23 protein-coding genes are annotated in these 21,737 nt (G+C 62.3%); 11 read left to right on the top strand and 12 right to left on the bottom strand.

Features of this window, described 5'->3' with window-relative positions:
- Positions 1 to 19 precede the first annotated feature (19 nt).
- Together purC and KBY58_RS00915 are read right to left on the bottom strand one after the other, a co-directional pair.
- Positions 20 to 775: a phosphoribosylaminoimidazolesuccinocarboxamide synthase gene (gene purC / locus KBY58_RS00920; RefSeq protein WP_255002328.1), complete on the bottom strand. Its 756-nt coding sequence runs from the start codon at positions 773 to 775 to the stop codon at positions 20 to 22.
- Complete coding sequence (locus KBY58_RS00915; protein ID WP_255002327.1) at positions 772 to 1,833, bottom strand: hypothetical protein; 1,062 nt, start codon at positions 1,831 to 1,833, stop codon at positions 772 to 774. Before KBY58_RS00915 ends, purC begins: the two co-directional genes overlap by 4 nt.
- Positions 1,834 to 1,922: 89 nt before the next feature.
- On the opposite strand from KBY58_RS00915, the gene purD reads away from it, so the two are divergent.
- Positions 1,923 to 3,224, top strand: a complete 1,302-nt coding sequence (gene purD / locus KBY58_RS00910) for a phosphoribosylamine--glycine ligase (RefSeq protein ID WP_255002326.1) — start codon at positions 1,923 to 1,925, stop codon at positions 3,222 to 3,224.
- The gene (locus tag KBY58_RS00905; RefSeq protein ID WP_255002325.1) at positions 3,221 to 5,239 is read left to right on the top strand and encodes an ATP-binding protein; all 2,019 of its coding nucleotides are present in this window, start codon (positions 3,221 to 3,223) and stop codon (positions 5,237 to 5,239) included. Before purD ends, KBY58_RS00905 begins: the two co-directional genes overlap by 4 nt.
- Here KBY58_RS00905 and kaiC read toward each other — a convergent pair.
- From kaiC to KBY58_RS00890, 3 genes are all read right to left on the bottom strand, one after another.
- Positions 5,236 to 6,774, bottom strand: coding sequence for a circadian clock protein KaiC (gene kaiC, locus KBY58_RS00900; RefSeq protein ID WP_254933855.1), 1,539 nt, complete (start codon positions 6,772 to 6,774; stop codon positions 5,236 to 5,238). The genes KBY58_RS00905 and kaiC overlap by 4 nt on opposite strands.
- 71 nt (positions 6,775 to 6,845) lie before the next feature.
- On the bottom strand, positions 6,846 to 7,196 hold the full coding sequence (gene kaiB / locus KBY58_RS00895) for a circadian clock protein KaiB (protein ID WP_255002324.1): 351 nt from the start codon (positions 7,194 to 7,196) through the stop codon (positions 6,846 to 6,848).
- Between the two features lie 31 nt (positions 7,197 to 7,227).
- Positions 7,228 to 8,073 (bottom strand): circadian clock protein KaiA, encoded by an 846-nt coding sequence (locus KBY58_RS00890; protein ID WP_255002323.1) that lies wholly within the window; start codon positions 8,071 to 8,073, stop codon positions 7,228 to 7,230.
- Positions 8,074 to 8,269: 196 nt separating this feature from the next.
- Here KBY58_RS00890 and rplU point away from each other — a divergent pair, with 196 nt between their 5' ends.
- Both rplU and rpmA read left to right on the top strand, forming a co-directional pair.
- Positions 8,270 to 8,647 carry a 50S ribosomal protein L21 gene (gene rplU / locus KBY58_RS00885; RefSeq protein ID WP_255002322.1) on the top strand — a complete coding sequence of 126 codons (378 nt, stop codon included), beginning with the start codon at positions 8,270 to 8,272 and terminating at the stop codon, positions 8,645 to 8,647.
- 59 nt (positions 8,648 to 8,706) lie between these two features.
- A complete protein-coding gene (gene rpmA / locus KBY58_RS00880) occupies positions 8,707 to 8,970 on the top strand; it encodes a 50S ribosomal protein L27 (protein ID WP_255002320.1) in 264 nt (87 codons plus the stop codon).
- Positions 8,971 to 9,052: 82 nt separating this feature from the next.
- Here the strand turns inward: rpmA and KBY58_RS00875 are convergent, their stop codons facing one another.
- Positions 9,053 to 9,799: a class I SAM-dependent methyltransferase gene (locus KBY58_RS00875; protein ID WP_255002319.1), complete on the bottom strand. Its 747-nt coding sequence runs from the start codon at positions 9,797 to 9,799 to the stop codon at positions 9,053 to 9,055.
- Positions 9,800 to 9,885: 86 nt separating this feature from the next.
- Here KBY58_RS00875 and truB point away from each other — a divergent pair, with 86 nt between their 5' ends.
- On the top strand, positions 9,886 to 10,773 hold the full coding sequence (truB, locus tag KBY58_RS00870) for a tRNA pseudouridine(55) synthase TruB (RefSeq protein ID WP_255002318.1): 888 nt from the start codon (positions 9,886 to 9,888) through the stop codon (positions 10,771 to 10,773).
- On the opposite strand, the gene KBY58_RS00865 is transcribed toward truB, so the two are convergent.
- Both KBY58_RS00865 and KBY58_RS00860 read right to left on the bottom strand, forming a co-directional pair.
- On the bottom strand, positions 10,671 to 11,504 hold the full coding sequence (locus KBY58_RS00865) for a glucosamine-6-phosphate deaminase (RefSeq protein WP_255002317.1): 834 nt from the start codon (positions 11,502 to 11,504) through the stop codon (positions 10,671 to 10,673). The two genes, truB and KBY58_RS00865, sit on opposite strands and share 103 nt — an antisense overlap.
- Positions 11,491 to 12,894, bottom strand: coding sequence for a SpoIID/LytB domain-containing protein (locus KBY58_RS00860; protein ID WP_255002315.1), 1,404 nt, complete (start codon positions 12,892 to 12,894; stop codon positions 11,491 to 11,493). The genes KBY58_RS00865 and KBY58_RS00860 overlap by 14 nt, the downstream gene beginning before the upstream one ends.
- A gap of 67 nt (positions 12,895 to 12,961) precedes the next feature.
- On the opposite strand from KBY58_RS00860, the gene rnz reads away from it, so the two are divergent.
- Both rnz and psbV read left to right on the top strand, forming a co-directional pair.
- On the top strand, positions 12,962 to 13,909 hold the full coding sequence (gene rnz, locus KBY58_RS00855) for a ribonuclease Z (protein ID WP_255002314.1): 948 nt from the start codon (positions 12,962 to 12,964) through the stop codon (positions 13,907 to 13,909).
- 96 nt (positions 13,910 to 14,005) lie between these two features.
- Positions 14,006 to 14,533 carry a photosystem II cytochrome c-550 gene (psbV, locus tag KBY58_RS00850; protein ID WP_254933864.1) on the top strand — a complete coding sequence of 176 codons (528 nt, stop codon included), beginning with the start codon at positions 14,006 to 14,008 and terminating at the stop codon, positions 14,531 to 14,533.
- 20 nt (positions 14,534 to 14,553) lie between these two features.
- On the opposite strand, the gene KBY58_RS00845 is transcribed toward psbV, so the two are convergent.
- The 4 genes from KBY58_RS00845 to serA form a co-directional block, all read right to left on the bottom strand.
- Positions 14,554 to 14,898: a hypothetical protein gene (locus KBY58_RS00845; RefSeq protein ID WP_396099482.1), complete on the bottom strand. Its 345-nt coding sequence runs from the start codon at positions 14,896 to 14,898 to the stop codon at positions 14,554 to 14,556.
- Positions 14,899 to 15,026: 128 nt separating this feature from the next.
- Positions 15,027 to 15,326: a ferredoxin gene (locus tag KBY58_RS00840; protein ID WP_254933866.1), complete on the bottom strand. Its 300-nt coding sequence runs from the start codon at positions 15,324 to 15,326 to the stop codon at positions 15,027 to 15,029.
- A gap of 142 nt (positions 15,327 to 15,468) precedes the next feature.
- Positions 15,469 to 16,359, bottom strand: a complete 891-nt coding sequence (gene prmA / locus KBY58_RS00835) for a 50S ribosomal protein L11 methyltransferase (RefSeq protein WP_255002313.1) — start codon at positions 16,357 to 16,359, stop codon at positions 15,469 to 15,471.
- Positions 16,360 to 16,361: 2 nt separating this feature from the next.
- On the bottom strand, positions 16,362 to 17,948 hold the full coding sequence (serA, locus tag KBY58_RS00830; RefSeq protein WP_255002311.1) for a phosphoglycerate dehydrogenase: 1,587 nt from the start codon (positions 17,946 to 17,948) through the stop codon (positions 16,362 to 16,364).
- Positions 17,949 to 18,021: 73 nt separating this feature from the next.
- Here serA and KBY58_RS00825 point away from each other — a divergent pair, with 73 nt between their 5' ends.
- From KBY58_RS00825 to KBY58_RS00810, 4 genes are read left to right on the top strand one after another with little or no spacing between them, the layout of a single operon-like run.
- The gene (locus KBY58_RS00825) at positions 18,022 to 18,534 is read left to right on the top strand and encodes a hypothetical protein (RefSeq protein WP_255002310.1); all 513 of its coding nucleotides are present in this window, start codon (positions 18,022 to 18,024) and stop codon (positions 18,532 to 18,534) included.
- A gap of 4 nt (positions 18,535 to 18,538) precedes the next feature.
- The gene (locus KBY58_RS00820) at positions 18,539 to 19,288 is read left to right on the top strand and encodes a photosystem II S4 domain protein (protein ID WP_255002309.1); all 750 of its coding nucleotides are present in this window, start codon (positions 18,539 to 18,541) and stop codon (positions 19,286 to 19,288) included.
- Between the two features lie 3 nt (positions 19,289 to 19,291).
- Positions 19,292 to 20,623 carry an MFS transporter gene (locus tag KBY58_RS00815; protein ID WP_409995695.1) on the top strand — a complete coding sequence of 444 codons (1,332 nt, stop codon included), beginning with the start codon at positions 19,292 to 19,294 and terminating at the stop codon, positions 20,621 to 20,623.
- Positions 20,620 to 21,720, top strand: coding sequence for a glycosyltransferase (locus tag KBY58_RS00810; RefSeq protein WP_255002307.1), 1,101 nt, complete (start codon positions 20,620 to 20,622; stop codon positions 21,718 to 21,720). The genes KBY58_RS00815 and KBY58_RS00810 overlap by 4 nt, the downstream gene beginning before the upstream one ends.
- Positions 21,721 to 21,737: the final 17 nt, after the last annotated feature.

Raw genomic sequence — 21,737 nt, 5'->3', positions numbered from 1 at the left:
GCCGCAAATTTGAGTGACCTTAGCCGTAATGTCTCGGCTCAGGACACACCCCTTGGACCCGTTTGCAGACCTGCCCGTAGGCCTCGACAACTCCCCCTAAATCCTGGCGAAATCTGTCCTTGTCTAGGATGCGGTCCTGGTCGTCGGCCACAGCCCCATCCCAGAGACGGCAGGTATCCGGGCTGATCTCATCTGCCAAGACCAGCTCACCTGATTGGGTTAGGCCCAGCTCAATTTTGAAATCGACCAGGATTAGCCCCGCTTCCGTAAAAAGCTCCAATAATTCCCGGTTGACCAGGCGGGCGAGGTCTTCGATTGCCTGGCGTTGCACCGGGCTGACCAGGCCCAGCAGTTCCAACCTGGCCTCAGTGAGCAGGGGGTCTCCAAAGGCATCGTCCTTGTAATAGAGGTCGAGCAAGGGGGGATCCAGCGGAGTCCCCGCCCCAATTGGCATCTGCTTACAGAGGGAGCCCGCAGCGATATTGCGAATCACCACCTCGATCGGAATCACCCGCACCGGCCTAACCAACATCCAGTTGGATCCATCCACACCGAGGTAGTGGGTGGGCACCCCCCGGGCAGCCAAGCGTTCAAAAACCAGGGCTGAGATCCGGCAATTGAGCTCACCCTTGCCAGCCAGCTGGGCCTTTTTGAGGGCGTTGAAGGCGGTGGCGTCGTCCTTGTATTCGACCGCCACCACGTCGTCGTGGTTGGTGGCATGCACTCGTTTGGCCTTGCCCTCGTAAAGGAGGGGGCCGAGGGTGTAGGCGCTCATGGCTTGCTTTGGAGCTGGGTTTGGGGCGGGTTTTGGGGCTGGAGAGCAGCTGCGTGGCCGCCGGCGGACCGGGGGGAGCGCAGTTGCAGTTCCAGGGCTGCCAACCGCTCCCGATCAGCTCGCGCTAATGGGGCTGGTTCAGTAATTGGGGCTTGGCGCCGGCGTGCCTTCCATTCACCGTAGGCATCGTCGATGCGGCCACTGAGTTTTAGGCGTCGCTGCATGGCCACGGAACGGCCCAGCCCCCCTTCGGCTTTATTTCCAGTTGGAGTTGGGGCATTGGCAGCATCCAGATCCAGCTGGCGATCTAGCAGCTCTGCCACCAGTCCCCAGGAGCCTGAGGCTGCGGCCTGCTCCAGGGCCAACTCCAGCAGCCGCTGTTTTTGCCCCCTTGGCAAGGAGTCTTGGGGGGGCAAAGCCTCCAGCAGGGCCACGGCCAGGGCGATACGCTCGGCCCGCACCGCTCCGCCTTGACGGCCAGCCAGCAGCACCTCCGCCGCTTCGCGGTTACGCCCCAGGCTCTCCAGATGGCTCACCAATAGATCCAGGGCCGAACGGGTGATCCAGCTGCCGTCTTCTTTTTGCTTGAGGGGCAGTTGGCGCAGCTCCAGGCTGGGAATGGGCCCTGAAGCCAAGTTTTGGAGGGCCTGGACCGCCAGGCCGTGATGGAGACCGGCCGCAGCAGCCCGCCACTGCATTTCCATCCAAAGGTTTCGCTCAGCCCCTGGAGCTGGCGAAAAACGGGCCAAAACCTGCAGCGCCAAATCCGGAGCCTGGCAAGTCAGCAAAACCTGGGCATTGGCCAGCACCACCGCCAGGGGCTGGGGCGCTGGCTTGATTGTCATCAATCGCTCCTGCAGCAGCTGGACGGTGCTGCTGTCGCCCTTGGCAATGGCCTCCTCGCAGGCGCTGGCGAGATCCTGCCCAGCTCCAGGCTGGGAGAGTCCAGCTTTGCCAGCTCCAGGTTGGGCGACCCCAGGCTGGCCGACCGCCAGGACCACCAAACTGGAAAGGCCGACCTTTACCAGGGCTGAAAATGGATAAGGCCGGGCCGGCATGTAGAGAAGGTGGGCACGGCGGCCCGCAATGCGGCGCCCAACCTAAGGGAGCTGCTGCGCTCCTTCCAACCCCCATCCCCCCCAAGTAGATGGCTCCAGCCGCAAGCCAAAGCCCAGCCCGGATCCTGGTGGTGGGAGGCGGAGGCCGGGAAAACTCCCTGGGCTGGGCCCTGGGCCGCTGCCCTGGTGTGGAGCAGGTGTGGATAGCACCTGGCAATGGCGGCACCGCTGATTTGGCGGGAGTTGGCCAGCTCGCCATCGCCGAATGCGACCAGGCCGCCCTGGTGCAGGCGTGCCAGCAGCACCAGATCGAACTGGTGGTGGTGGGCCCGGAAGCCCCCCTGGCCTCAGGCCTGGCCGACGCATTGCGCAGTGCTGGTTTCCCGGTTTTTGGCCCCGGGGCCGATGGGGCCCAGCTGGAAGCCAGCAAGCAGTGGGCAAAGGCCCTGATGCTGGAGGCGGGCGTACCTACGGCGGGCTACTGGGCCGCCAACAGCCGCGAAGAGGCCCTGGCAGTGGTGGATCGCGAACAGCAGGCCTTTGTGGTCAAGGCGGATGGTTTGGCCGCTGGCAAGGGGGTCACGGTGGCAGAAAACATCGAAGAAACGAAGGCGGCCATTGAGGAGATCTTCGCTGGCCGTTTTGGCGAGGCCGGCGCATCCCTGGTGTTGGAAGAGCGGCTGAGCGGCCCCGAGGTGTCGGTGTTTGCCCTTACCGATGGCTCCGGCATGGTGCTGCTCCCCCCGGCCCAGGACCACAAGCGTATCGGCGAAGGAGACACCGGGCCCAACACCGGCGGCATGGGCGCCTATGCCCCTGCCCCCCTGCTCGATGGGGCAGGCCTGGAAAATGTGCGCACCCTTGTGCTTGAGCCCATCCTGGCGGCCCTGCAGGGGCGCGGAATTGATTACCGGGGCGTTATCTATGCGGGTTTGATGCTCACCGCCCAGGGCCCCAAGGTGATCGAATTCAACTGCCGCTTTGGCGATCCAGAATGTGAAACCTTGATGCCCCTGATGGGTCCTGAATTGGCCCCAGTGCTGCTGGCCTGCGCCTCAGGCAACCTGGAAGGCGCTCCCAAACTGAGCGTTTCCCCCCGCTGCAGCGCCTGCGTGATCGCCGCAGCCCAGGGATATCCCGGCGAAATCCGCAGCGGTGATCCGATCTCCAGCGGCCTCCAAAACCAAAACGACCTCCAGCTATTCCACGCCGGCAGCCAACGCAATGCCAGCGGCCAATGCCACACCAGTGGCGGCAGGGTGCTGGCGGTGGTTGCCCAGGCGGAGGATTTCGATGGGGCCTTTGAGCGGGCCTACGCCGGCCTTAAGCAGGTGCATTTTGAGGGAATAACCTTCCGCCGAGACATCGGCCACCAGGTGCGCCACCGATGAGCTGGCAAGCGCGGTTAGGGCAATGGTGGGCTGAATTCAGCCTGCAAACCAAGCTGCTGGTGGTGGCAACCCTGGTGGTGAGCCTGCTGATGACAGGCATCACCTTCTTTGCCCTCAACAGCATCCAAAGGGATGCCCAACGCAGTGACACCCGCTTCGCCCGCGACCTGGGTCTGCTGCTTTCCGCCAACGTGACGCCGCTGGTGGCCGAGGGCAACGACCGCGAACTGGCCGCGGTGGCCGATCGCTTCTGGCGCTCTAGCCGCAGCCTCCGCTACATCTTTTTCGCCGACCCGGAAGGGGTCATTTACCTGGGCATTCCGATTGGCGGCACTGCCGGCAGCAGCAGCCAGTTACTTACCCGCCGGCTGGAATTGCCAGCCGACATCCAAACGCGCCCGGACAACCCCCTAATCCGCCAGCACCTCAGCCCCGACGGCAAGGTGACCGATGTATTTGTACCAATCGTGAGCCAGGGGCGTTACCTGGGGGTATTGGCCCTGGGCATCAACCCCAACGAAACCCTGCTCACCAGCGCCGCCCTGACCAGGGAAGTAACCGTGGCGGTGTTCATCTCAATCTGGGTGCTTGTGATCCTGGGCGCAGTGTTCAACGCCCTGACAATCACTCGGCCCGTAAAAGAATTACTGGAGGGGGTCCGCTCTATTGCCGGCGGCGATTTTGAAACGCGCCTCTCACTGCCGGTGGGCGGCGAACTGGGGGAACTGCTCGGCGGCTTCAACATGATGGCTACCCAGCTAGAAGTTTATAAAGCGGCAAACATCGAAGAGCTCACCGCTGCCCAGATCAAGCAGCAATCCCTTATCGCCACCATGGCCGACGGGGCAGTTTTACTAGATGCCGAAGGGGCAATTGTGCTGGTAAATCCCACTGCCCGAAGGCTGTTTCGCTGGGAAGGTCGCAACCTAGAAAGCAAAGACCTGATCGCCGAGCTCCCCGAGGTCCTGGCGATAGAGCTGCAGGCCGCCCTGGAAAGCCTGGTCAGCAACAGCAAGGATTCAGCCGATGTGCGCTGCAGCTTTGGCGAGCCGGCCCGCACCCTACGGATCGTGCTGCAGGCCGTTAAAGATGCCAGTGGTGAAAGCCTTAAAGGTATAGCGATGACCATCCAAGATCTCACGCGAGAGGTGGAGCTAAATGCGGCCCAAAGCCGTTTCATCAGCAACGTTTCCCACGAGTTGCGTACTCCTCTTTTCAACATCAAGAGCTACGTGGAGACCCTCCATGACATGGGGGACCAACTGACGGAAGCGGAGAAAAAAGAATTCCTTGGCATTGCCAACGACGAAACCGACAGGCTCACCCGCCTGGTGAATGATGTTCTGGACCTATCCAGGCTGGAAAGCGAGCGGATATGCACCCTGGAGCCCCTGGACGTGGCACCGGCAATTGAGCAAACCCTGCGCACCTACCGCCTAAACGCCGAAGAAAAGGGCGTCAAACTGGGCTTTGATGCCGAGGCCCAACTGCCTCGGGTTCTAGGCAATTGGGATTTATTACTGCAGGTGTTCGACAACCTGGTGGGTAATGCACTCAAATTCACCCCCCAGGGGGGGCAATTAATGCTGCGGGCCTACCCCTGGCCCGACCAATGTCAACTCACTTACAACTCAAGTGACGGCTCCAACAATAACTCAAGCGACAACCTAAATGACAACCCGAGCTGTGAACTCACCTCCCCATTGCCCAGGCTGCGCATTGAAATTGCCGACAGTGGTTGTGGCATCTCAGAAGCTGATCAAAGCCGCATCTTTGAGCGCTTCTACCGGGTAGAAAACGCGGTACATACGGAAGCTGGCACGGGCCTTGGCCTGGCGATTGTGCGCGGCATTTTGGAGAAGCACGGCAGCTTCATCAAGATGGCAAGCGGGCTGGGGGTAGGCACCCTCTTCTGGTTTGACCTAGCCCTGGAAGATTCCGATTCCGATGAATTGCAGCTGCAAGCTGATCGCCGCCGCTACGACTACGAAGCCAGCAGCCTGACCCGGAGCTAATCGTCGTCGGCCACACCGCGCACTATGCGTGATAGCTCGCTGCGCTCATCGGTGCTGATGCGGTGGGGAACACCACTGATAATCCGCTCAAAGTTAGAGAAGGAATCCTTGATCTCAGGGCCGTTGCTGGTGATCACAAATTCGCGGATTCCCTTGTCGTGCCATGAGCCGCGCATCTTGAACACGTTGAGGGCGCGGGCCATCTCACCGCAAATTTCCACGTATTGAAGCAACAGGATTGTGTCCGTAATCGTGGAGATATGGGAATCGGTGATCGAATGGCTACCCATAAACTCCTCGGAGGTGTTCGTGAAGAAGCCGGCAATTTCCTCCTGCTTGGCATAGCCGGTCACACCGATTACAAACTGGCGGAAGGCGTTATGGCTGACCCCCCGGGCCAAGGCAGATAGGGAATCGATAGCCATCCGGGATGGCTTGAACTGACTGATCTCGGTTTTGATGATTTGGAGATGGTCCTCTAGGCCCGTGGATTCCGGATAGGCACAGATGATCTTGAGCAGCCCGTCCTGCTCCATCTGCTCAAAGTCAATGCCCCAACTGGTGGCATTACGAAGCAACTGGGCCCGTGATTCCTCGTAGGCGAATAGGATTGCCCGCTCCTTGTTGGCGCAAGCATTCTCAACGAATTTGCTTACCAGCAGTGTCTTACCCGTACCGGTGGCACCGGTTGCCAAAATAATCGAATCCTTGAAGAATCCCCCTCCGCACATCTCATCTAGACGGGGCACACCCGAGCTCACTCGCACATTCGAACTGCGCTGGGTGAGGCGCATGGCGCCCAGGGGGAAGACGCTGATGCCATGGCTGCCCATGGTGAAGGGGAACTCCCCCTTCATGTGGGTGGTGCCCCTTAGTTTGAGAATTTCCACGGTGCGGCGGCGGCGCTCCCCCTCCAGCACGTTGCGGAGAATCACCACGTTGTCGGAGACAAATTCTTCGACGCCATAGCGGGCGATAGGGCCATATTCATCAATGCGTTCGGTGGTCATAACCGTGGTAACGCCAATCTCCTTGAGCCTGGCAATTAGGCGAAAAATCTCACGTCTTACCACCGAGACAGCATCGTATTGCTGAAACACTGCGGTGATCGAATCAATTGCCACCCGGCGGGCTTTATATTTACGAATCGCGTAGTTGATTCGCTCAATCAAACCTGAAAGATCAAAACTACCGGCCACATCCTGGCCCTCTGGATCGGGAGAAGCATCCAGAATAAAGAGCTTGTCCTGCTCCACCATCTCCTGGAGATTCCAGCCAAAGCTGGCGGCGTTGCGCAGGATATCTAGGGGCGATTCCTCAAAGGTGACAAGGATTCCAGGCTCGTTGTAATGACGAATGCCGTTGTAGAGAAAGTTCAGCGAGAAGACGGTTTTACCCGTACCAGAGGTGCCGCTGATCAAGGTGGAGCGGCCGATCGGCAGGCCGCCGTGGCAGACATCATCGAAGCCCTCTATCCCGGTCGGGAGCTTCTGGACCTGCATCAGGGAGGAACCGGTGGAGCTGGGATCCTGCATGGAAAAAACGGGCTTACAACGACGCTAGGCAGAAAGTGGCGCCCAAACCATGGAGAAGAGCTGAAGAGCGCTCAGTCGCCGGTGGCTGGGGCTTCGGTGGCATCGATCTCGCCATCTTCAAAGTCCTCCTCCACCAGCTCCTCGTAGAGCAGATCAAGCCCGATCAATACCCGCTCCCGGTTGGAGAGGTCGCCAATAATGCGGCGCACGGGCGGCGGCAAGATTTTGGCGAGGGTGGGGGTAGCCAAAATTTTGTCCTCCTCTGCCAGCTGGGGATTTTTGAGAACATCGATCACCTTGAGGGCATAGACACCACGAAACTCCGTTTCCAAGATGTTGCGCAGGGTCTTGAGGGCCCGCATCGAGTTGGGCGTGTTGCCGGCGACATACAACTTGAGGATGTAGGTCTTTCTGGGGGTCATGGCAGGGGCCTGCTGGGTCGAGCCAAAAAGGTCAAACTTGGGCGCCCAAGGGCGCGTCGGGAGGCACCGAACGGCGGTACATCTCACAAAGATGGGCCATCACATCAAGCAGGGCAAGGCGATAGTCCTGCAGAAAGTCGTTCTTGTGTCCCTCCAGCTTGAGCTGCTTGGAGAAGCCATCGATCAGATTCATGTGAATCTCTACAGCTTTGGTGACCGCCAGGTCACAGAAAAAGGCAGTGTTCACAAAGCTTTCTAGGGCCTGGTTGGCCGCGGCCGGATCCCGGAAATAGCTCAAAAGCAAGTCGCGGTAGGTGCGCTCAAGGGAACGCATCAGCACCTCCCTCTCCTGCTCCGGCAGATTTCGCAAAAAGCGCGCCGGATCCCGCTTATAAAAAACCCCAATAAATCCGAGCCGGCCCTTGAGCCGATTGGCCAGCTTCCAGCGCTCCGGGGGGCCCGGGGGCGCCTGCTCAGACGCCCCATCACTGGCGGACAAGCGACCGAGGCGCAGAAAGCGGGATACGGCCGCATCAAAGCTGTAGCTCAGTTGCTCGAGCTGGTCTGGCGGCAGATGCACCTCGGCATCGTGGAACTCCAGTTGGCCACTGACCTCTCCCACCACCACAGCCGGCAGCACCAGGCCCGCCCCCAGCAGGGATTGGTACACCTCAGGGGCAATCGCTCCCTGCTCCAGCAGCAGGGCATCAAAGGCATCCCGGCGCTCCTCGAGAAGGGCCGCCACATTTGGGGTTGGCTGGTTGGGCAGATCGAGCCAAACAAGTTCGCAAGGACCGCCGTCCAACCAGCGCCCGCAGGCCTCCTGGAGCAGCGGATCGCGAATCAGGGAGGCAATGGTTAGGGCGGGCTCGGGCATGGACCGCGATCGCAACGGGCAGGCCCCGGAGAATTGACGTTCAAATATTGACTAAAGGATGGCTGAAGTTGGAGAATTATTGTTTGTTTTTCAATTTGTGCGCCAGGCCCAATGAAGGCCCGGGTTTTGTGCCGACCCTGGGCTTTGCCCGAGTTCAGAGCTTTACCTCCTTCAGCCTGGCCACGCCCTTGCTGCCATGACAGACAAGAAAGTCACCGAGGCCCCCGGGCCCACCAATCCGAGCCCCTACGCAATTGTCGAGGCCTCCGGCCAACAGTTCTGGGTGCAACCAAACCGCTACTACGACCTCGACCGGATCAGCGCCGAGGTGGACAGCACCTTGACCCTGGAGAACGTTCTCCTCGTCAATGACGGCAAGGCCGCCACCCTCGGCCAACCCTTCGTCAAGGGAGCCAGCGTGGAGCTGAAGGTGATGGCCCATCGCCGCGGCCCCAAGCTGATCGTTTACAAAATGCGGCCCAAGAAGAAGACCCGCCGCAAGAACGGCCACCGTCAGGAGCTCACCCGGGTGATGGTCCAGTCCATCTCCGTCGGCGGCAAAGCCCTGGCCTGATCAAAGCCTGAACGGCAAAGGCTTCCCCTCCAGATATTCCACCCTGATTTCCTCCCCCCATGGCCCACAAGAAAGGCACAGGCTCCACCCGCAACGGCCGGGATTCCAATTCCAAGCGCCTCGGCGTTAAGCGCTACGGCGGTGAGACCGTAAGCGCCGGTTCAATCCTGATCCGTCAGCGGGGCACCTCGGTGCTACCCGGGGTCAATGTTGGTCGCGGCTCCGACGACACCTTGTTCGCACTGGTGGATGGGGTGGTGAACTTCGACTCCATCAAGCGGGGCCTGCGCAGCCGCAAGCGGATCAACGTTGCCATCGGCTGAAATTGGCCCCAGGCCAATAAAGGGAGTCCTTGCTGCCGGCGGACATCCGCCGGCTTTTTAATGGCCCAGCGCACGGGCTCGTTCAAGCCAACCGATAGGCCCGGGTGGTGATCAGGTAGGGGTGAAACACCTCGAGAAAGCGACTCTGCAGGGTGCGGAAAAAAGCCTCCACCAGCTCTGGGGCATCGAAGTGAAAGGGGTACTCACCCTGAAAGCCCTTGAAGAAATACCAGTTGAGCAGGGCGATGCCGGCTGGGGCGAGGCGCTCGGCAAACAGGGCAAGCTGGTCGGCAGGATCGCTCAGATGCTCAAGCACATCCAGGCAAACGATCGTGTCGAAGCGCACGGGCAGGGCCGGGTCAGCCATATCCCGATAGCAGCTCAGCTTGGCGCCCAGGCCGAGCTCGACAGCGCGAGCCTGTACAAAGGCGCGATTGTGGGGGTTGAGATCCACAAACCACACCCGCTCCACCTCAGGCAGCGCCGCTGCAGCCAGGGCATGGCTGCCGATGCCGCCGCCGAAGTCGAGCACCTGGCCGCGGGCAAAGCGCTGCTGCAGCCGCAGGGTGTCGGCGATGTAGTCGGCGCTGCCCAGGTGCCAGGCCGCCAGTTCCAGCAGGTGCCCCGTACCAACTGTTTCCTCGTAGAAACGGCCGGCCTGCTCCGGGTCAAAGGCGCCGGGATGGATTGCCGCCAGGTCGTTGGTGCTGGTGGGCAGCCGCCCGGCCAATTCCTCGATGCTGAGGTCCAAATATCGGGCCAACTGCGCCGAGAGGTCGAAGCCATCCGCCAGGAAGCGTTGCGGATTGAGCACGGGAAGGGTGGTCATGGCTTCACCGTAGGTCCCAAGGCAATGGCCCCAATGGTGGGCCGCAGAGGGGCAGAGTGGCCGCAGGCACTGCTGGCACCCGATCGATGGCTTGCGGCTTCCTAGTGCTCGACAAACCGGCCGGCCTCAGTTCCCACGCCTGTGTGGGCAGGGTCAGGCGGGCCTATGGCCTGAAGCGGGTGGGCCATGGCGGAACCCTCGATCCCGCCGTGACCGGGGTGCTGCCGATCGCCCTTGGCCCTGCCACCCGGCTGCTGCCCTACCTGGAGGGTGACAAAACCTACCGGGGTGTAATCCAACTGGGTATTCGCACCAGTAGCGACGACCTGGAGGGAGAGGTGCTGGACCGCTCGGCCGTACCCGCCCTGGGGGAAGGGGAACTGGATGCAGCCCTGGCGGCCTTTCGCGGCGCCTTTAAGCAGGTACCTCCCCAGGTGTCGGCGGTGCATGTGGATGGGGAGCGGGCCTACGCCCGGGTCCGGCGCGGCGAAACCCTGGAATTGGCGGCCCGGGCCGTGACGATCCACCGCCTGGAACTGTTGGACTGGGATGCAAGCAGCGGCAGCCTGGAGCTGGAGGTGGCTTGCACCGCTGGCACCTACATCCGATCCCTGGCAAGAGATTTGGGGGAGGCCCTGGGTTGCGGAGGCAGCCTGGCCCGGTTGCGCCGCACCGGGGCCCTGGGCTTTGGCCTCGACCGGGCGGTGGCGTTGGAGGAGCTCGACCAAGCACCGCCGCCGGCCCTGATAGATCCCCTGGCAGCCCTGGCCCACCTGAAGCAACAAAGGCTCGACCCTGACCAGGAGTTGGGCTGGCGCTGTGGCCGCTTGCTTGAGGCCAGCCCCGAGCTGGGCACGGGGCTCCAGACCGGTCAAGCGGTGGTCGTGGTGGGGGCAGATGGGAGCTTGGCCGGCATGGCCCGGGCCGTAGAAGGCGGCCTATTGCAGCCCAAACTGGTGTTTAACGCCGCCTGATCGGCCACCAGGGTGACCCGGGGGTGCAAGCCCAACCAGCTGGCTGGCAGTAGCTGCGTCGGTGCCGAGCTCAGCAACTGCTGGAGAATCCCTGCCTTGGCCGCACCGGTCACCACCAGCAGCACCTGGTCAGCCGCCAGGATTTCCGCCATCCCCAGGGTGATGGCCCATGGCGGAACCGCCCCAGGATCCCCCCCAAAGGCAGCGGCGTTTTGCTGGCGCGTCGCCCCACTGAGCTCCACCAAGCGGCAGGGGCTATCCCGCGAGCAAGGGGGCTCGTTGAAGCCCACATGGCCATTGAGCCCCAGGCCCAACAACTGCAGGCCCACACCACCGGCGGCCGCCAGCTCGCCGGCGTAGCGCTGCGCCTCCAGACCAGCTGCTTCCAAGCCAGAAGAGGACGCCCCACCATTGGGAAGCCGCACCTGGCTGGGATCTAGGCCCAGGGGCTCGCGCAGGTGGCGGACCATGAAGGATGCAAAGGATTGGGGATTGAGCTCCGATAAACCCACGTATTCGTCCAGGTTGAAGCTGCGCCAGCACTGGCGCCGATGCGCCTGCTCTGTCCCATCCAGCTCCGACCACAGCCGCACCAGCTCGGCATAGATCGGCTCCATGGTGCGCCCCGTTGCCAAGCCGAGGGTGCCTGTCGATGCCTCCAGCAGCCTGGCCGCCACCCATCTGGCCACCTCAGCCCCATCGGCCAGGGCGATCAGCTCATGGGGCTGCATAGGGTTTCAGCTCGGTGCCCCTGAAGTAGTAGCGCAGGATTTGGGGATAGTCCTCCCCGCGCAGGGCCAGGGCGTAGGCACCCCATTGGCTCATGCCCACACCATGGCCAAAGCCACGCCCAATCGCCATCAGGGTGGGGGCAGCGCTGGGCTGTGGTTCCACCAGGGGTGGGGGCAGCACCGGCAGAACGGCCTGGTCTGGATCAATCGCCACCGGCCCAGCCAATTGGAAATGGACCATGGTGCTGCGCAAGCCAAGGCGACTGCGCAACTCCGGGCCGGTTACCACCAAGGTGCCCAGGGGCCCCACCACCCGGGCCTGGCGCACCCTCCCAGAGGGGGTGGTGGAGAGCACGTCTATGCGGCTGGCCCCTCCCGTTTCGGCAAAGGCCTTGCGCAGGGCCTGCGGCTCCAGCTGCAGCTGCCAGCGGGCAACCGGGCTTTCCTGGTCCACATCGGGCACACTCACCAGGTAGGGCAACTGCTCTCTCCAAAGATCACCACTGTTTTCGGTGCTGCCGCCACTGCTGCTGTGGAAAACGGCATTCACCAGGCTTGGGCCGTACATCAGCACCTGGCCGCGGGTTTTGGCGACAGCTTCCCGGGTGGAGGGGGTTTCCGCTTCAACCCCCTTGTAAACCTGGCTGGCCACCGTGGAACTCACATCAAAGGCCTTGGCAGCCGAACGCTGCCTGAGGGCATAGGTGCGGGCCGCGACCGCCTGGGCCCGCAGTGCCGCCTGGGGCCAGCTGGCAGGCATTTCACTACCCACCACGCTGGTCAAATAACTCTCCAAACCCACATGGTTGATCGCCTGGAGCATGGCGGGATTGACCAACAGCTGGAGGCGCCCGCGGTAGCTGCGCTGTTTGAGGGCAAAGTCACCGCCAGGCTTGGCCACACCCAGGGAAAAACCACTGTCGAGGGGCTCTATCCAGATCTCGCGCACCGAAACCACGGTCGTAGGGCCGCCTGGGTCGGCCTGCACCAGCACGCTGCCAGCTTCCAGGCTGAAGCTGATCTCCGCTCCGGGGGCAATTACCTGGCGCTCTCCAGCCGCACCAGCGCCCCCCACCAACCGCAGGGCCAGGGGATAGTCGCTGGCGCTAACGCGCAGGCTCGACCCCTCAGCCAGCAACACCCGCACCGTGGGCTCCCGGCTGTCCTGCCTCTGGATGGCCTGCCTCTCGATGGCCCCAAAGGTGGCGGGGGCGGGCGGCAGAGGCCCTTCCTGGGCGAAGGCAAGGGCCGAATCGCTAGCCAAACCCAATCCGCCCACCAGGCCAAGGCCCCCCAGCAGGCCCCCCAGGCGCTGGCACTGCCGGGAGCGCAAATTGGCGGATGGGGGCGGCGCCACGGGCAACAACAAAAACAGCCAAGGGGCTTTCATTGTGCCCAGCTCGACTGGGGATAGCCAGGGCCGCGTGGCAGCATGATGAAGAGGCGCTGGGGGCCGCATGCAGGTCACCTTCTTAGGCACAAGCTCCGGGGTTCCCACCCGCGGCAGGAATGTTTCCTCCGTTGCCCTGCGGCTACCGCAACGCTCCGAGCTCTGGCTGTTCGATTGCGGCGAAGCCACCCAGCACCAGTTTTTGCGCAGCGAGCTGAGGGTCTCCCAACTCAGCCGGATCTTCATTACCCACATGCACGGCGACCACGTGCTGGGCCTGCCAGGGCTGCTGGCCAGCCTGGGGATGGCGGGCAGCTGCGGCGGCATGGATCTCTACGGCCCTGATCCCCTGCGCGATTACCTGGAAGGGGTGCTCCGCACCACCTCCACCCGGATTGCCTACCCCCTGCGCACCCACCGGGTAAAACAGGCCGCCAGCTCAGGGGAGCTGCTATTCGACGATGGGGAGTTCAGCGTACGCGTTGCCCCCCTTACCCACCGGATCCCGGCCTTCGCCTACAGGGTCGATCAAAAAAAACGCCCAGGGCACTTCGACGTGGCGCAGGCCCAGGCCCTGGGCATTGCCCCCGGGCCCATCTATGCCGAGCTCAAGGCTGGCCGCACCATCACCCTGGAAGACGGCCGAATCATCAATGGAGCATCCCTCTGCGGCCCCGAGCGTCGCGGTTGCAGCCTGGTTTATTGCACCGACACGGTGTTTTGCGAAGCGGCCGTTGAGCTGGCCCGGGGCGCCGATCTGTTGATCCACGAAGCCACCTTCTGCCATGGGGAACAGGAGTTGGCCTACCAGAGGCAGCACTCCACCAGCACCATGGCGGCCCAGACAGCCCTGGAGGCGGGGGTAAGGCAACTGGCCTTGACCCACCTGAGCCCCAGGTACATGCCGGGCAACCAGACCACCCCAGACGACCTGCTCGCAGAAGCCCAGGCGATCTTCCCGAACAGCCTGCTCGCCAAGGATTTCCTCAGCCTGGAAATCGCCAGTGGCAGCTAGCGCTTGCAACAGTTCACGTGATTCCGCACCGGAGGCCCCTTCCCCCGTGATACAAGGTCTCCGATGCGGTTGATCCGCCCCCTCCGGCTTCTCCCAATGGCCTCCTCCCTCTCCTTAGCTGCCTTCCGCAATGCTGCGGGCAACCTGGTCCGTGCACTGCTGGTTTTGCCCCTGGCCCTGCTGCTGGGATTTGCTTCCCCGGCGATGGCAGCCCAATGGAGCGCCGAACAACTTACCGTGCCTGCCACCCCTGACGGCACCGAGGTGACCTTCAACGAGCAGGAAGTCAAAGCGGGCCGCAAACTCTTCAACAACAGCTGTGGTGAGTGCCACGCCGGTGGCATCACCAAGACCAACCAGAACGTGGGTCTTGACCCCGAAACCCTGGCCCTGGCCACCCCTGCCCGCGACAACGTCGAGGCCCTGGTGGATTACATGAAGGACCCCACCTCCTACGACGGCGAATACTCGATTGCCGACCTACACCCAAGCCTGCGCAGCAGCGACATCTTCGTGAAGATGCGCGATCTGAACGACGACGATCTCAGGCTGATGGCTGGCTACATCCTGGTTTCTCCCAAGGTGCAGGGCCTCCAGTGGGGCGGCGGCAAGATCTACTTCTGATTCCCCAAAGCAAGCCCCCTCTAGGGGGCTTTTTTGCTGTACCACCATTCCTGGAGCTCTCCGGAGAGCCGCTGCGGGAAGAGGGTGATCACCGTGCGGGTTGGTCGCGCTCCGGGCAGGAGCAGCTCCACCGCATAGCTGGGACAACGCCTGGATGCCAAGTCGGGCACAAAGCGCCGACCGATGCGCCGCCAGCTGGGCTCCTTACTGCGCCAGGCCAGCCTGCAGCAGGGCCAGGGGAGCTCCTCTCGATCGAATAGTCGACAGCAGGGGCCAAGCACCCGATAGCTGAACTGGCCGCCGGGGCTTGCGTGCTCAGTGCCATGCTCCAAGAGGCCTTGCATAGGGGAAGCCGAAGCGGCCATAAAAAAGCCACCCCGCAGGGTGGCAGAAAAAGGAGTGGGGATCAACGCAAGGTTGGATGCCGTTGATCGCGGGGATTAACCGCTTGACCTGATGGCTGGAATTAATCGTTGGGCGAAGGCCCAAGCGATCAATAGAGCTCTTCTTCAGCGTGGGTCTTGATCGTGCAATCGCTGGTGGGGTAAGCCACACAGGTGAGCACGAAGCCAGCTTCGATTTGGTCGTCGTCGAGGAAGCTTTGGTCGCTTTGGTCGACGGTGCCTGCGGTCAGTTTGCCGGCACAGGTGGAGCAGGCACCAGCGCGGCAGGAGTAGGGCAGGTCAACGCCCTGCTCTTCAGCAGCGTCGAGGATGTACTGATCATCAGGTACCTCGATCGTTTTGTTGAGGCCTTCGCTCTCGCCGATGAGGGTGACCTTGTAGGAAGCCATGGAAAAGATTGGGGCTCACAGACAGCCGGAGGGCTAGGTCTGTAGGACCCGCCATTCATACATCCCCCAGAGGCCTTTCCAGGGCTTTTTTGGCGCTGAGGGGGTGAAGGCCAATCAAAGACAGGGCACTGATCAGTGTGCCTTATGTGACACGCCGGATCTTCATCAGGCCCCACTGGCTCTGTTGGGCGCTGAGTTCGGAGCTCCAACCCTGTGCCGCCAAGGCCTGTTGCAGGTTTGGAGCCTGGTCCACCAAAAGGCCACTCAAAAGACCCACGCCGCTTGGTGCCAAAACGCTGGCAAAGCTCGGGCAAAGGGCCTCAATCACCGGCGCCAGGATGTTGCAGAGCAGCAGGTCGGCCGGCTGGCCTGCCAGCAGGTCCTCAAGCACCTCAATCGACCCCAGGGCCACCTCCAGCCGATCGCTCAGGCCATTGAGGGCTGCGTTGTCGCCGGTGGCCCGCACGGCCAGGTAATCGGTATCGGCGGCGGCCACCTTCAACGCCCCGAGCCGCAGGGCCCCGAGCCCCAAGACGCCACTGCCGCAGCCCAGATCGGCCACCCGCAGGCCCGCCAGATCCATGCCCTCCAAGGCCTCCAGGCAGAGGCGGGTGGTCGGATGGCTGCCGGTGCCAAAGGCACTGCCAGGGTCCATGCAGATCACCAGGCGCTGGCGGTGCTCCTCGGGGCAATCCAGCCAGGCCGGCAGGATCAACAACCTCTCCCCCACGGGATCGGCCTGCCAGTGCTGCTTCCAGCTCAGGCTCCAGTCCTCGTCGGCCTGCTGGCTCCAGCTGATTGCGGGCAAGGTCAGGCCAAAGGGCTCGGCCAGGGCCCCGAGGGCCTGCTCGAGGTGTTGGCGCTCTGCGGGTGGCCAATCACTTTCAGGTAGCCAGGCCAGCAGGGTGCGCTGGCGGGGTGTTTCCGGGCGGTGCTGGATCGCCACCCGGGGGATACCCAAGGCCGTCAACTTCCAAAGCAGGGATTCCTCCAGCTCCGGCGCAGAGGCCAGCTCCAACCTCCACCAGGCCATCTCTAAAAGGTGACCGTATGAGCCTGCTGGATGCCGTTGATGCCGTTGATGGCTGCCAACAGGCTGGCCGGGATCGGGTCGTCCAGGCTCACCACCATCACCGCATCACCCCGCACGATGCGGCGACCCACCTGCATCGAGGCGATGTTGATGTTCTGCTCGCCGAGCACCGAGCCCAGGTGGCCAATGATGCCGGGCATGTCCCGGTGACGGGCGATCAGCATGTGGCGGCTGGGGGCCACGTTCACCGGGAATTCATCGATGGTGGTGATGCGCAGCTCACCATCGGCAAAGACGGCACCGGTAACGCTGTGGCTGCCGTTTGCTCCCTTGCTGCTCAATTGCAGGGATCCACCGGCAAAATCGCGGCTGGCCTCATCCTTGACCTCCAGCACATGGATGCCGCGGGCCTTGGCCTCCAGGCCGGCATTCACGTAGTTGATGCTGTCCCCGAGGGCGGTGGAGAGGAGGCCCTTGAGGGCTGCAATTACCAGGGGCTGGGCGGGGTGGTTGGCAAATTCGCCCTGGAGCCGCACTTCCAGCTGCTCGACGCTGCCACCGGCCAGTTGGCTGATCAGTTGGCCAAGGGTTTCGGCCAGCTGCAAATGGGGTTTGAGCTGCTCCATCACCTCGGGGGTGAGGCCAGGGATATTGACGGCGCTGCGGGCCGGCAGCCCCAGCAGCACGTCGCGGATCTGCTCCGCCACATCAATCGCCACGTTTTCCTGGGCCTCCTCCGTGGAGGCCCCCAGGTGGGGGGTGAGGATTAGCCGCTCTGGCACCGAGCGCAGGGCCGAATCGGCCTCCAGGGGCTCCTTGGCGTACACATCCAGGGCCGCACCACCAATAACGCCGTCGCGGACGGCATGGGCCAGGGCCGCCTCATCGATGATCCCGCCGCGGGCGCAATTGACGATGCGGGCAGTGGTCTTCATCGTTTTGAGCAGCTCCGCATTCACCAGGTTCTCGGTCTCTGGGGTGCGGGGCAGGTGCAGGCTCACGTAGTCGGCTTCCGCAAACAGGGCCGGCAACTGCATCAGCCGCACCTGCATTTGCTGGGCCCGCTCGGCCGAAACGAACGGGTCGTAGGCCATCACATCCATGCCCATGGCCTTAGCCACCCGGGCCACATGGGAGCCGATCTTGCCGAGCCCCACTACCCCCAGCTTCTTCTTGTAGAGCTCGTTACCCACATATTTCTTGCGGTCCCAGCCGCCGGCCATGGTGCTGGCATGGGCGTGGGGCACATGGCGCGAAAGCGCGAGCATCAGGGCCAGGGCATGCTCTGCGGCGGCGATGGTGTTGCCCTCGGGCGAATTCACCACAATCACGCCCCGCTTGGTGGCGGCGGGCACATCAACGTTGTCGACCCCCACCCCGGCGCGGCCAATGATGCGCAACTTGTCTGCGGCTTCAATGATCTCCGCGGTCACCTGGGTGCCGGAGCGGATCATCAAAGCGTCGTATTCGCCAATGATCGATTTCAGCTCGGCCGGCGGCAAGCCGGTCCTCACATCCACCTGGGCCACCTGGGAGAGGATGTCGATCCCCGCCTGGTCAATCGGATCAGAAACCAGAACCTTTGTCATGCCCGGCGGGTGGGTGGGTGAGCCGGGGGTGCAGTGTAGTGACCGGTTGGCTTGTTCCTGGAGGTTTCTGGCGGTGACTACACCTGTGGGGGCCAGCGTGGTGGTCGTTTTGGCCGATCGCAAGCGGCTGCATCAACTGCACAGCCAGCTGGCTGAGCGCCAGCCCCCGATGGTCCAGCTGCTGGCCATTGGCGAGGGCGAAACCGCTTTCGCCGATGTGGCGCGCCTAAATCCCGCCGCCGCCCGCCAACGGAGGCAGCGCAGCATGGCCCGCTGGCTGATTCCCTTTGGCTTTTTTGCCGGTCTGACCTTCACCTACATGACCGATCTAGACACCTTTGCCTTTGCCGGTGAGTGGAGCCAGCACCTGGTGGGAGCCCTGTTGGGCATGGGATCGGGCTGGATGGGCAGCTTTGCCGCCGCCGCCAGCGTCAGCTCGGAAGAGGACGACCGGATCCGCAGCCTGCGCAACCGGCTCGAGGAGGGCAGCTGGCTACTGCTGGTTGAAACGCCCTTTGGGGTGGAAATGCCCTGGGCCCTGCTGCAACAGGCCAAACCCAGGGCAGTGGTGCGCCTCGACGACTGAATCAATGGCCAGCAACAGCGAATCCATCTTGGAATTGGCAGCCCAGGCCCTCAGGAGCTGGGAGCCGCTCTGGACTGGTTTTCTGGACGGCCAACAGCGGGAGGAGGCCGAGCAGCAACTGGCCCAGCTGGCCGAATTAAATGTGCAGAGCTGGGGCGGCCATCCGGGGGCCGAACGGCGGCGACTGCTACTGCAACACCAAGAGAGCAGCCCCTTTCTGGGCAAGGGCGACGGGCTGGGCGGGCTGGAAATTAGTGGCAATTTTCTGTTTGATCCCGCCACTGCCGCCGACTTTCGCTCGGGTCTGCTGGCCTGCGCAGGGGTAGATCCCAGCGCCCTGGGAGATGTGTGGGTGCGGGGCGATCGGGGCGCCCAGGCCATCGCTTGTCCAGAGCTGGCAGACCTACTGGATGGCCAGCAGGCCCAGGTGCGCAGCATCGATGTGCAACTGCAGGCCAGACCCCTGGCTGAATTACAACTACCCGCCCAGCGGATGCCCAGGCGGCTGAGCAGCGTGGAGGCCTCCCTACGGCTCGATGCCCTGGCTTCTGCGGGCTTTGGCCTATCCCGAAGCCGCATGGCCGGGCTAATTCGCCAGGGGGATCTGCGCCTCAATTGGCAATCAGTCAGCAGCCCCAGCCAGGAACTAAAACCAGGGGATCGGGTGCAATGGAGCGGCCGCGGTGAACTGACCCTCGAGGCCGCAGAACGCACCAAGCGGGAGCGCTGGAGAGTGGTGATGGTGCGGAGCTAGGCCATGATTACAGGCCCAAAAGCTAATTTACCTCAGGCATTTTTACTCACCTGGGGAAGCCAAGCCCTGTCCAATTTGGGCAGCCAAACCAGCCTCTATGCATTGGGGCTATGGCTATTTCAACGCCAACAACACCTATCTGATTTTGCCGCAGTGGCGGTGGTGATGTTGCTGAGCAAACTAATCGCCCTACCCCAAATCGGCCATGGTTTGCGCCTGCTACCCCGACGGCGATTGATGTTGGTGGCCAATGGGTTGGCAGGTTTGGTCACTTTGAGCTTGGGTGCGGGATTACAAGCGTTGCCCGCAGGTCAAGACGTGCTGCGCTTACCGGTATTGGCATGTATGGCTCTCGTTGCCATGGCAGAAGCGGCCCTGGTGGTGAGTTTTGCAACTGCGATTCCTCTGCTGGTTAGCGAGTCCCAACTGGGCCAAGCCAATGGCCTTCTGGCCAGCAGTGATGGAGCAATTGCCATGGCAGCTCCTGCCCTTGGCGCCCTTTTGGCGGCGACCTGGGGCTTGCCAGGTGTACTACTTGTTGATGGCAGTACCTCCCTATTGGCAGCGATCTGCACCCTGGCCGCCCGTTGGCCCGCCTACGCCCTGCAGCCAGCCCAAACCAACAGGAACAAAAGTTCTAATCAACTTGAGCCGCAAACCCTTTTAGGCCTTCGCCAGAGCATGAAGCAGCTTTGGAGATCGCCCCAGTGGAGGCAACTACTTTTTTTACAGGCACTAGTAGCCGCAAGCCTCGCCGCAGTGGAAGTGCTATTCCCGGCCTGGCTGGCAGCCGCCACTGGTCCAGGGTTTTTAAGCCTGGCCATGGCTTTCGGGGCAGTGGGCTACGGACTGGGTTTGCGCCAATGGCAATCCGTGGAACCGAAACGCTGGCTGCTGGTGGTGAAGCGGGGCCTATTACTACAGGGGGTCTTGCTTACTGGAGCTGGCTTGCAAATTTTTCAAGATCTCAAGCCGGTGCTGCTCATGGCCGTATTGGTGTTTGCCAGCGCTGTGCCTTTAGTTCTATCTGGCCTGCAAAGCCTCTGGAGCTCCAGCATCCCGATAGCCGACCAACCCAAGTTATTTCGAGCGCGATATGGGCTCGACTGGTTAATGCGGTTACTCGCCCTGCTAGTGGTAAGTGGCCTTGTGGATCAGCTAATAACCCCAGCCGTATTTAGCTGGAAGATCAGCTGGCTACTCCCACCAGCAGTGATGGAGGCACTCGGCCATGGACCCGGCAGACCGATAGCCATGACCTTAGGCCTTACTGGCTGGGCTCTTTTGATACCACTCTGGGGTCAGTGGCGCCTCTCAGCGCAGACAATTCGATGAGAATTCTGATCTACACCTCCAGTGGCGGCACCGCCCACGATGCGGCCGCCGAGGCGATCCAACAGTGGCTGGGGCGCTTACTGCCGGAGGCCGAGATAAGGATCGACCAGGTGCTTGAGCGTTCCAGCGGCACCTATCGAGGAGGTGTGGAGCTCTACAACTGGATCCAGCGGCGCAAGCCCTGGTTGCACCAGATCTACTGGCGGGCGATGGAACTGGAGGACCTGATCAAGCCCGGCACCGTTTTGATAGGTCGCCGATATCTGATCAAGCAGCTTGAGGACTTCAAGCCAGACCTACTGATCTCCACCCACCCCCACACCAATCGAGGCCACTTCGATTTAGCTAAGCGAGTACTAGGACCGCAGCTGCGCTGCATTACCTGTTGCACAGAACTCGATGGCGGATTCGGGTTCAGCCGCAACTGGCTCAGCAGGCGCACTGATTTGTTTTGGGCCCTAACGCCGGATGTGGTGAAAGAGGCACAGCGGCGACGGCCCGGCCTGCCGGTGTCCTGCCTGGGCCCCCTGCTCTATCCGGCTTACCACGATGGGGGAGCTGCTCCGGCTGAAATTGAAGGTCTGCCGCTACTGGTGCTTGGCACAGGATCCAACGGAGCCAACAACCACATCCCCCTACTAGAAGAGCTGGTCTCCTTTGCTGGCCAGCTGAAAGTGGTGGCTCTTTGTGGCCGACGAGAAGTCGTACGCCAGGAGGTGCAGCATTGGGCAAAAAGCCATCCAGAGCTGGAGGTAGAGGCATTGTGCTACCAGGCACCCGCACAAATGGCCGACCTGTATCGCCGTGCCTGGGCTTTAGTTAGTCGGCCGGGGGCTCGAACAGCCACGGAGGCCCTATTCATGGCCTGCCCCCTTGTCTTCAATCACTACGGCACCACCATGCCCCAAGAATTGTTAGCACCCCGGTATTTCCAGGCACGTGGACTGGAAGAGTCAATCCATCGTCCATCCCATTTGGCCGAGCTTGTCAAGAGGTGGCTTGGCAATCCATCTGCCTACGCTGCAATGCGCCGGACATATCAAAAAGAAAGGCTTTTGTCGAATCCCTCTGAAATTGTCTCGGGTTTACTTCGATAGAGCAGAATCGATTGTCC

It is taken from the genome of Cyanobium sp. HWJ4-Hawea (assembly GCF_024345815.1).
Taxonomy (GTDB): domain Bacteria; phylum Cyanobacteriota; class Cyanobacteriia; order PCC-6307; family Cyanobiaceae; genus Cyanobium_A.
This window is presented reverse-complemented; position numbering and strand designations above follow the sequence as displayed.

Excerpts from the sequence above, each read along its gene's own strand:
- purD (WP_255002326.1), top strand. The coding sequence starts at position 1,923 with ATGGCTCCAGCCGCAAGCCAAAGCCCAGCCCGGATCCTGGTGGTGGGA.
- purC (WP_255002328.1), bottom strand. The coding sequence starts at position 775 with ATGAGCGCCTACACCCTCGGCCCCCTCCTTTACGAGGGCAAGGCCAAA.
- kaiC (WP_254933855.1), bottom strand. The coding sequence starts at position 6,774 with ATGCAGGATCCCAGCTCCACCGGTTCCTCCCTGATGCAGGTCCAGAAG.
- prmA (WP_255002313.1), bottom strand. The coding sequence starts at position 16,359 with ATGGCCTGGTGGAGGTTGGAGCTGGCCTCTGCGCCGGAGCTGGAGGAA.
- truB (WP_255002318.1), top strand. The coding sequence starts at position 9,886 with ATGGCTTGCGGCTTCCTAGTGCTCGACAAACCGGCCGGCCTCAGTTCC.
- KBY58_RS00845 (WP_396099482.1), bottom strand. The coding sequence starts at position 14,898 with ATGGCCGCTTCGGCTTCCCCTATGCAAGGCCTCTTGGAGCATGGCACT.
- KBY58_RS00820 (WP_255002309.1), top strand. The coding sequence starts at position 18,539 with ATGGCCAGCAACAGCGAATCCATCTTGGAATTGGCAGCCCAGGCCCTC.
- rplU (WP_255002322.1), top strand. The coding sequence starts at position 8,270 with ATGACAGACAAGAAAGTCACCGAGGCCCCCGGGCCCACCAATCCGAGC.
- kaiB (WP_255002324.1), bottom strand. The coding sequence starts at position 7,196 with ATGACCCCCAGAAAGACCTACATCCTCAAGTTGTATGTCGCCGGCAAC.
- rpmA (WP_255002320.1), top strand. The coding sequence starts at position 8,707 with ATGGCCCACAAGAAAGGCACAGGCTCCACCCGCAACGGCCGGGATTCC.
- KBY58_RS00890 (WP_255002323.1), bottom strand. The coding sequence starts at position 8,073 with ATGCCCGAGCCCGCCCTAACCATTGCCTCCCTGATTCGCGATCCGCTG.
- KBY58_RS00865 (WP_255002317.1), bottom strand. The coding sequence starts at position 11,504 with ATGCAGCCCCATGAGCTGATCGCCCTGGCCGATGGGGCTGAGGTGGCC.
- KBY58_RS00840 (WP_254933866.1), bottom strand. The coding sequence starts at position 15,326 with ATGGCTTCCTACAAGGTCACCCTCATCGGCGAGAGCGAAGGCCTCAAC.
- KBY58_RS00815 (WP_409995695.1), top strand. The coding sequence starts at position 19,292 with ATGATTACAGGCCCAAAAGCTAATTTACCTCAGGCATTTTTACTCACC.
- KBY58_RS00905 (WP_255002325.1), top strand. The coding sequence starts at position 3,221 with ATGAGCTGGCAAGCGCGGTTAGGGCAATGGTGGGCTGAATTCAGCCTG.
- KBY58_RS00875 (WP_255002319.1), bottom strand. The coding sequence starts at position 9,799 with ATGACCACCCTTCCCGTGCTCAATCCGCAACGCTTCCTGGCGGATGGC.
- KBY58_RS00915 (WP_255002327.1), bottom strand. The coding sequence starts at position 1,833 with ATGCCGGCCCGGCCTTATCCATTTTCAGCCCTGGTAAAGGTCGGCCTT.
- KBY58_RS00810 (WP_255002307.1), top strand. The coding sequence starts at position 20,620 with ATGAGAATTCTGATCTACACCTCCAGTGGCGGCACCGCCCACGATGCG.
- psbV (WP_254933864.1), top strand. The coding sequence starts at position 14,006 with ATGGCCTCCTCCCTCTCCTTAGCTGCCTTCCGCAATGCTGCGGGCAAC.
- rnz (WP_255002314.1), top strand. The coding sequence starts at position 12,962 with ATGCAGGTCACCTTCTTAGGCACAAGCTCCGGGGTTCCCACCCGCGGC.
- KBY58_RS00860 (WP_255002315.1), bottom strand. The coding sequence starts at position 12,894 with ATGAAAGCCCCTTGGCTGTTTTTGTTGTTGCCCGTGGCGCCGCCCCCA.
- serA (WP_255002311.1), bottom strand. The coding sequence starts at position 17,948 with ATGACAAAGGTTCTGGTTTCTGATCCGATTGACCAGGCGGGGATCGAC.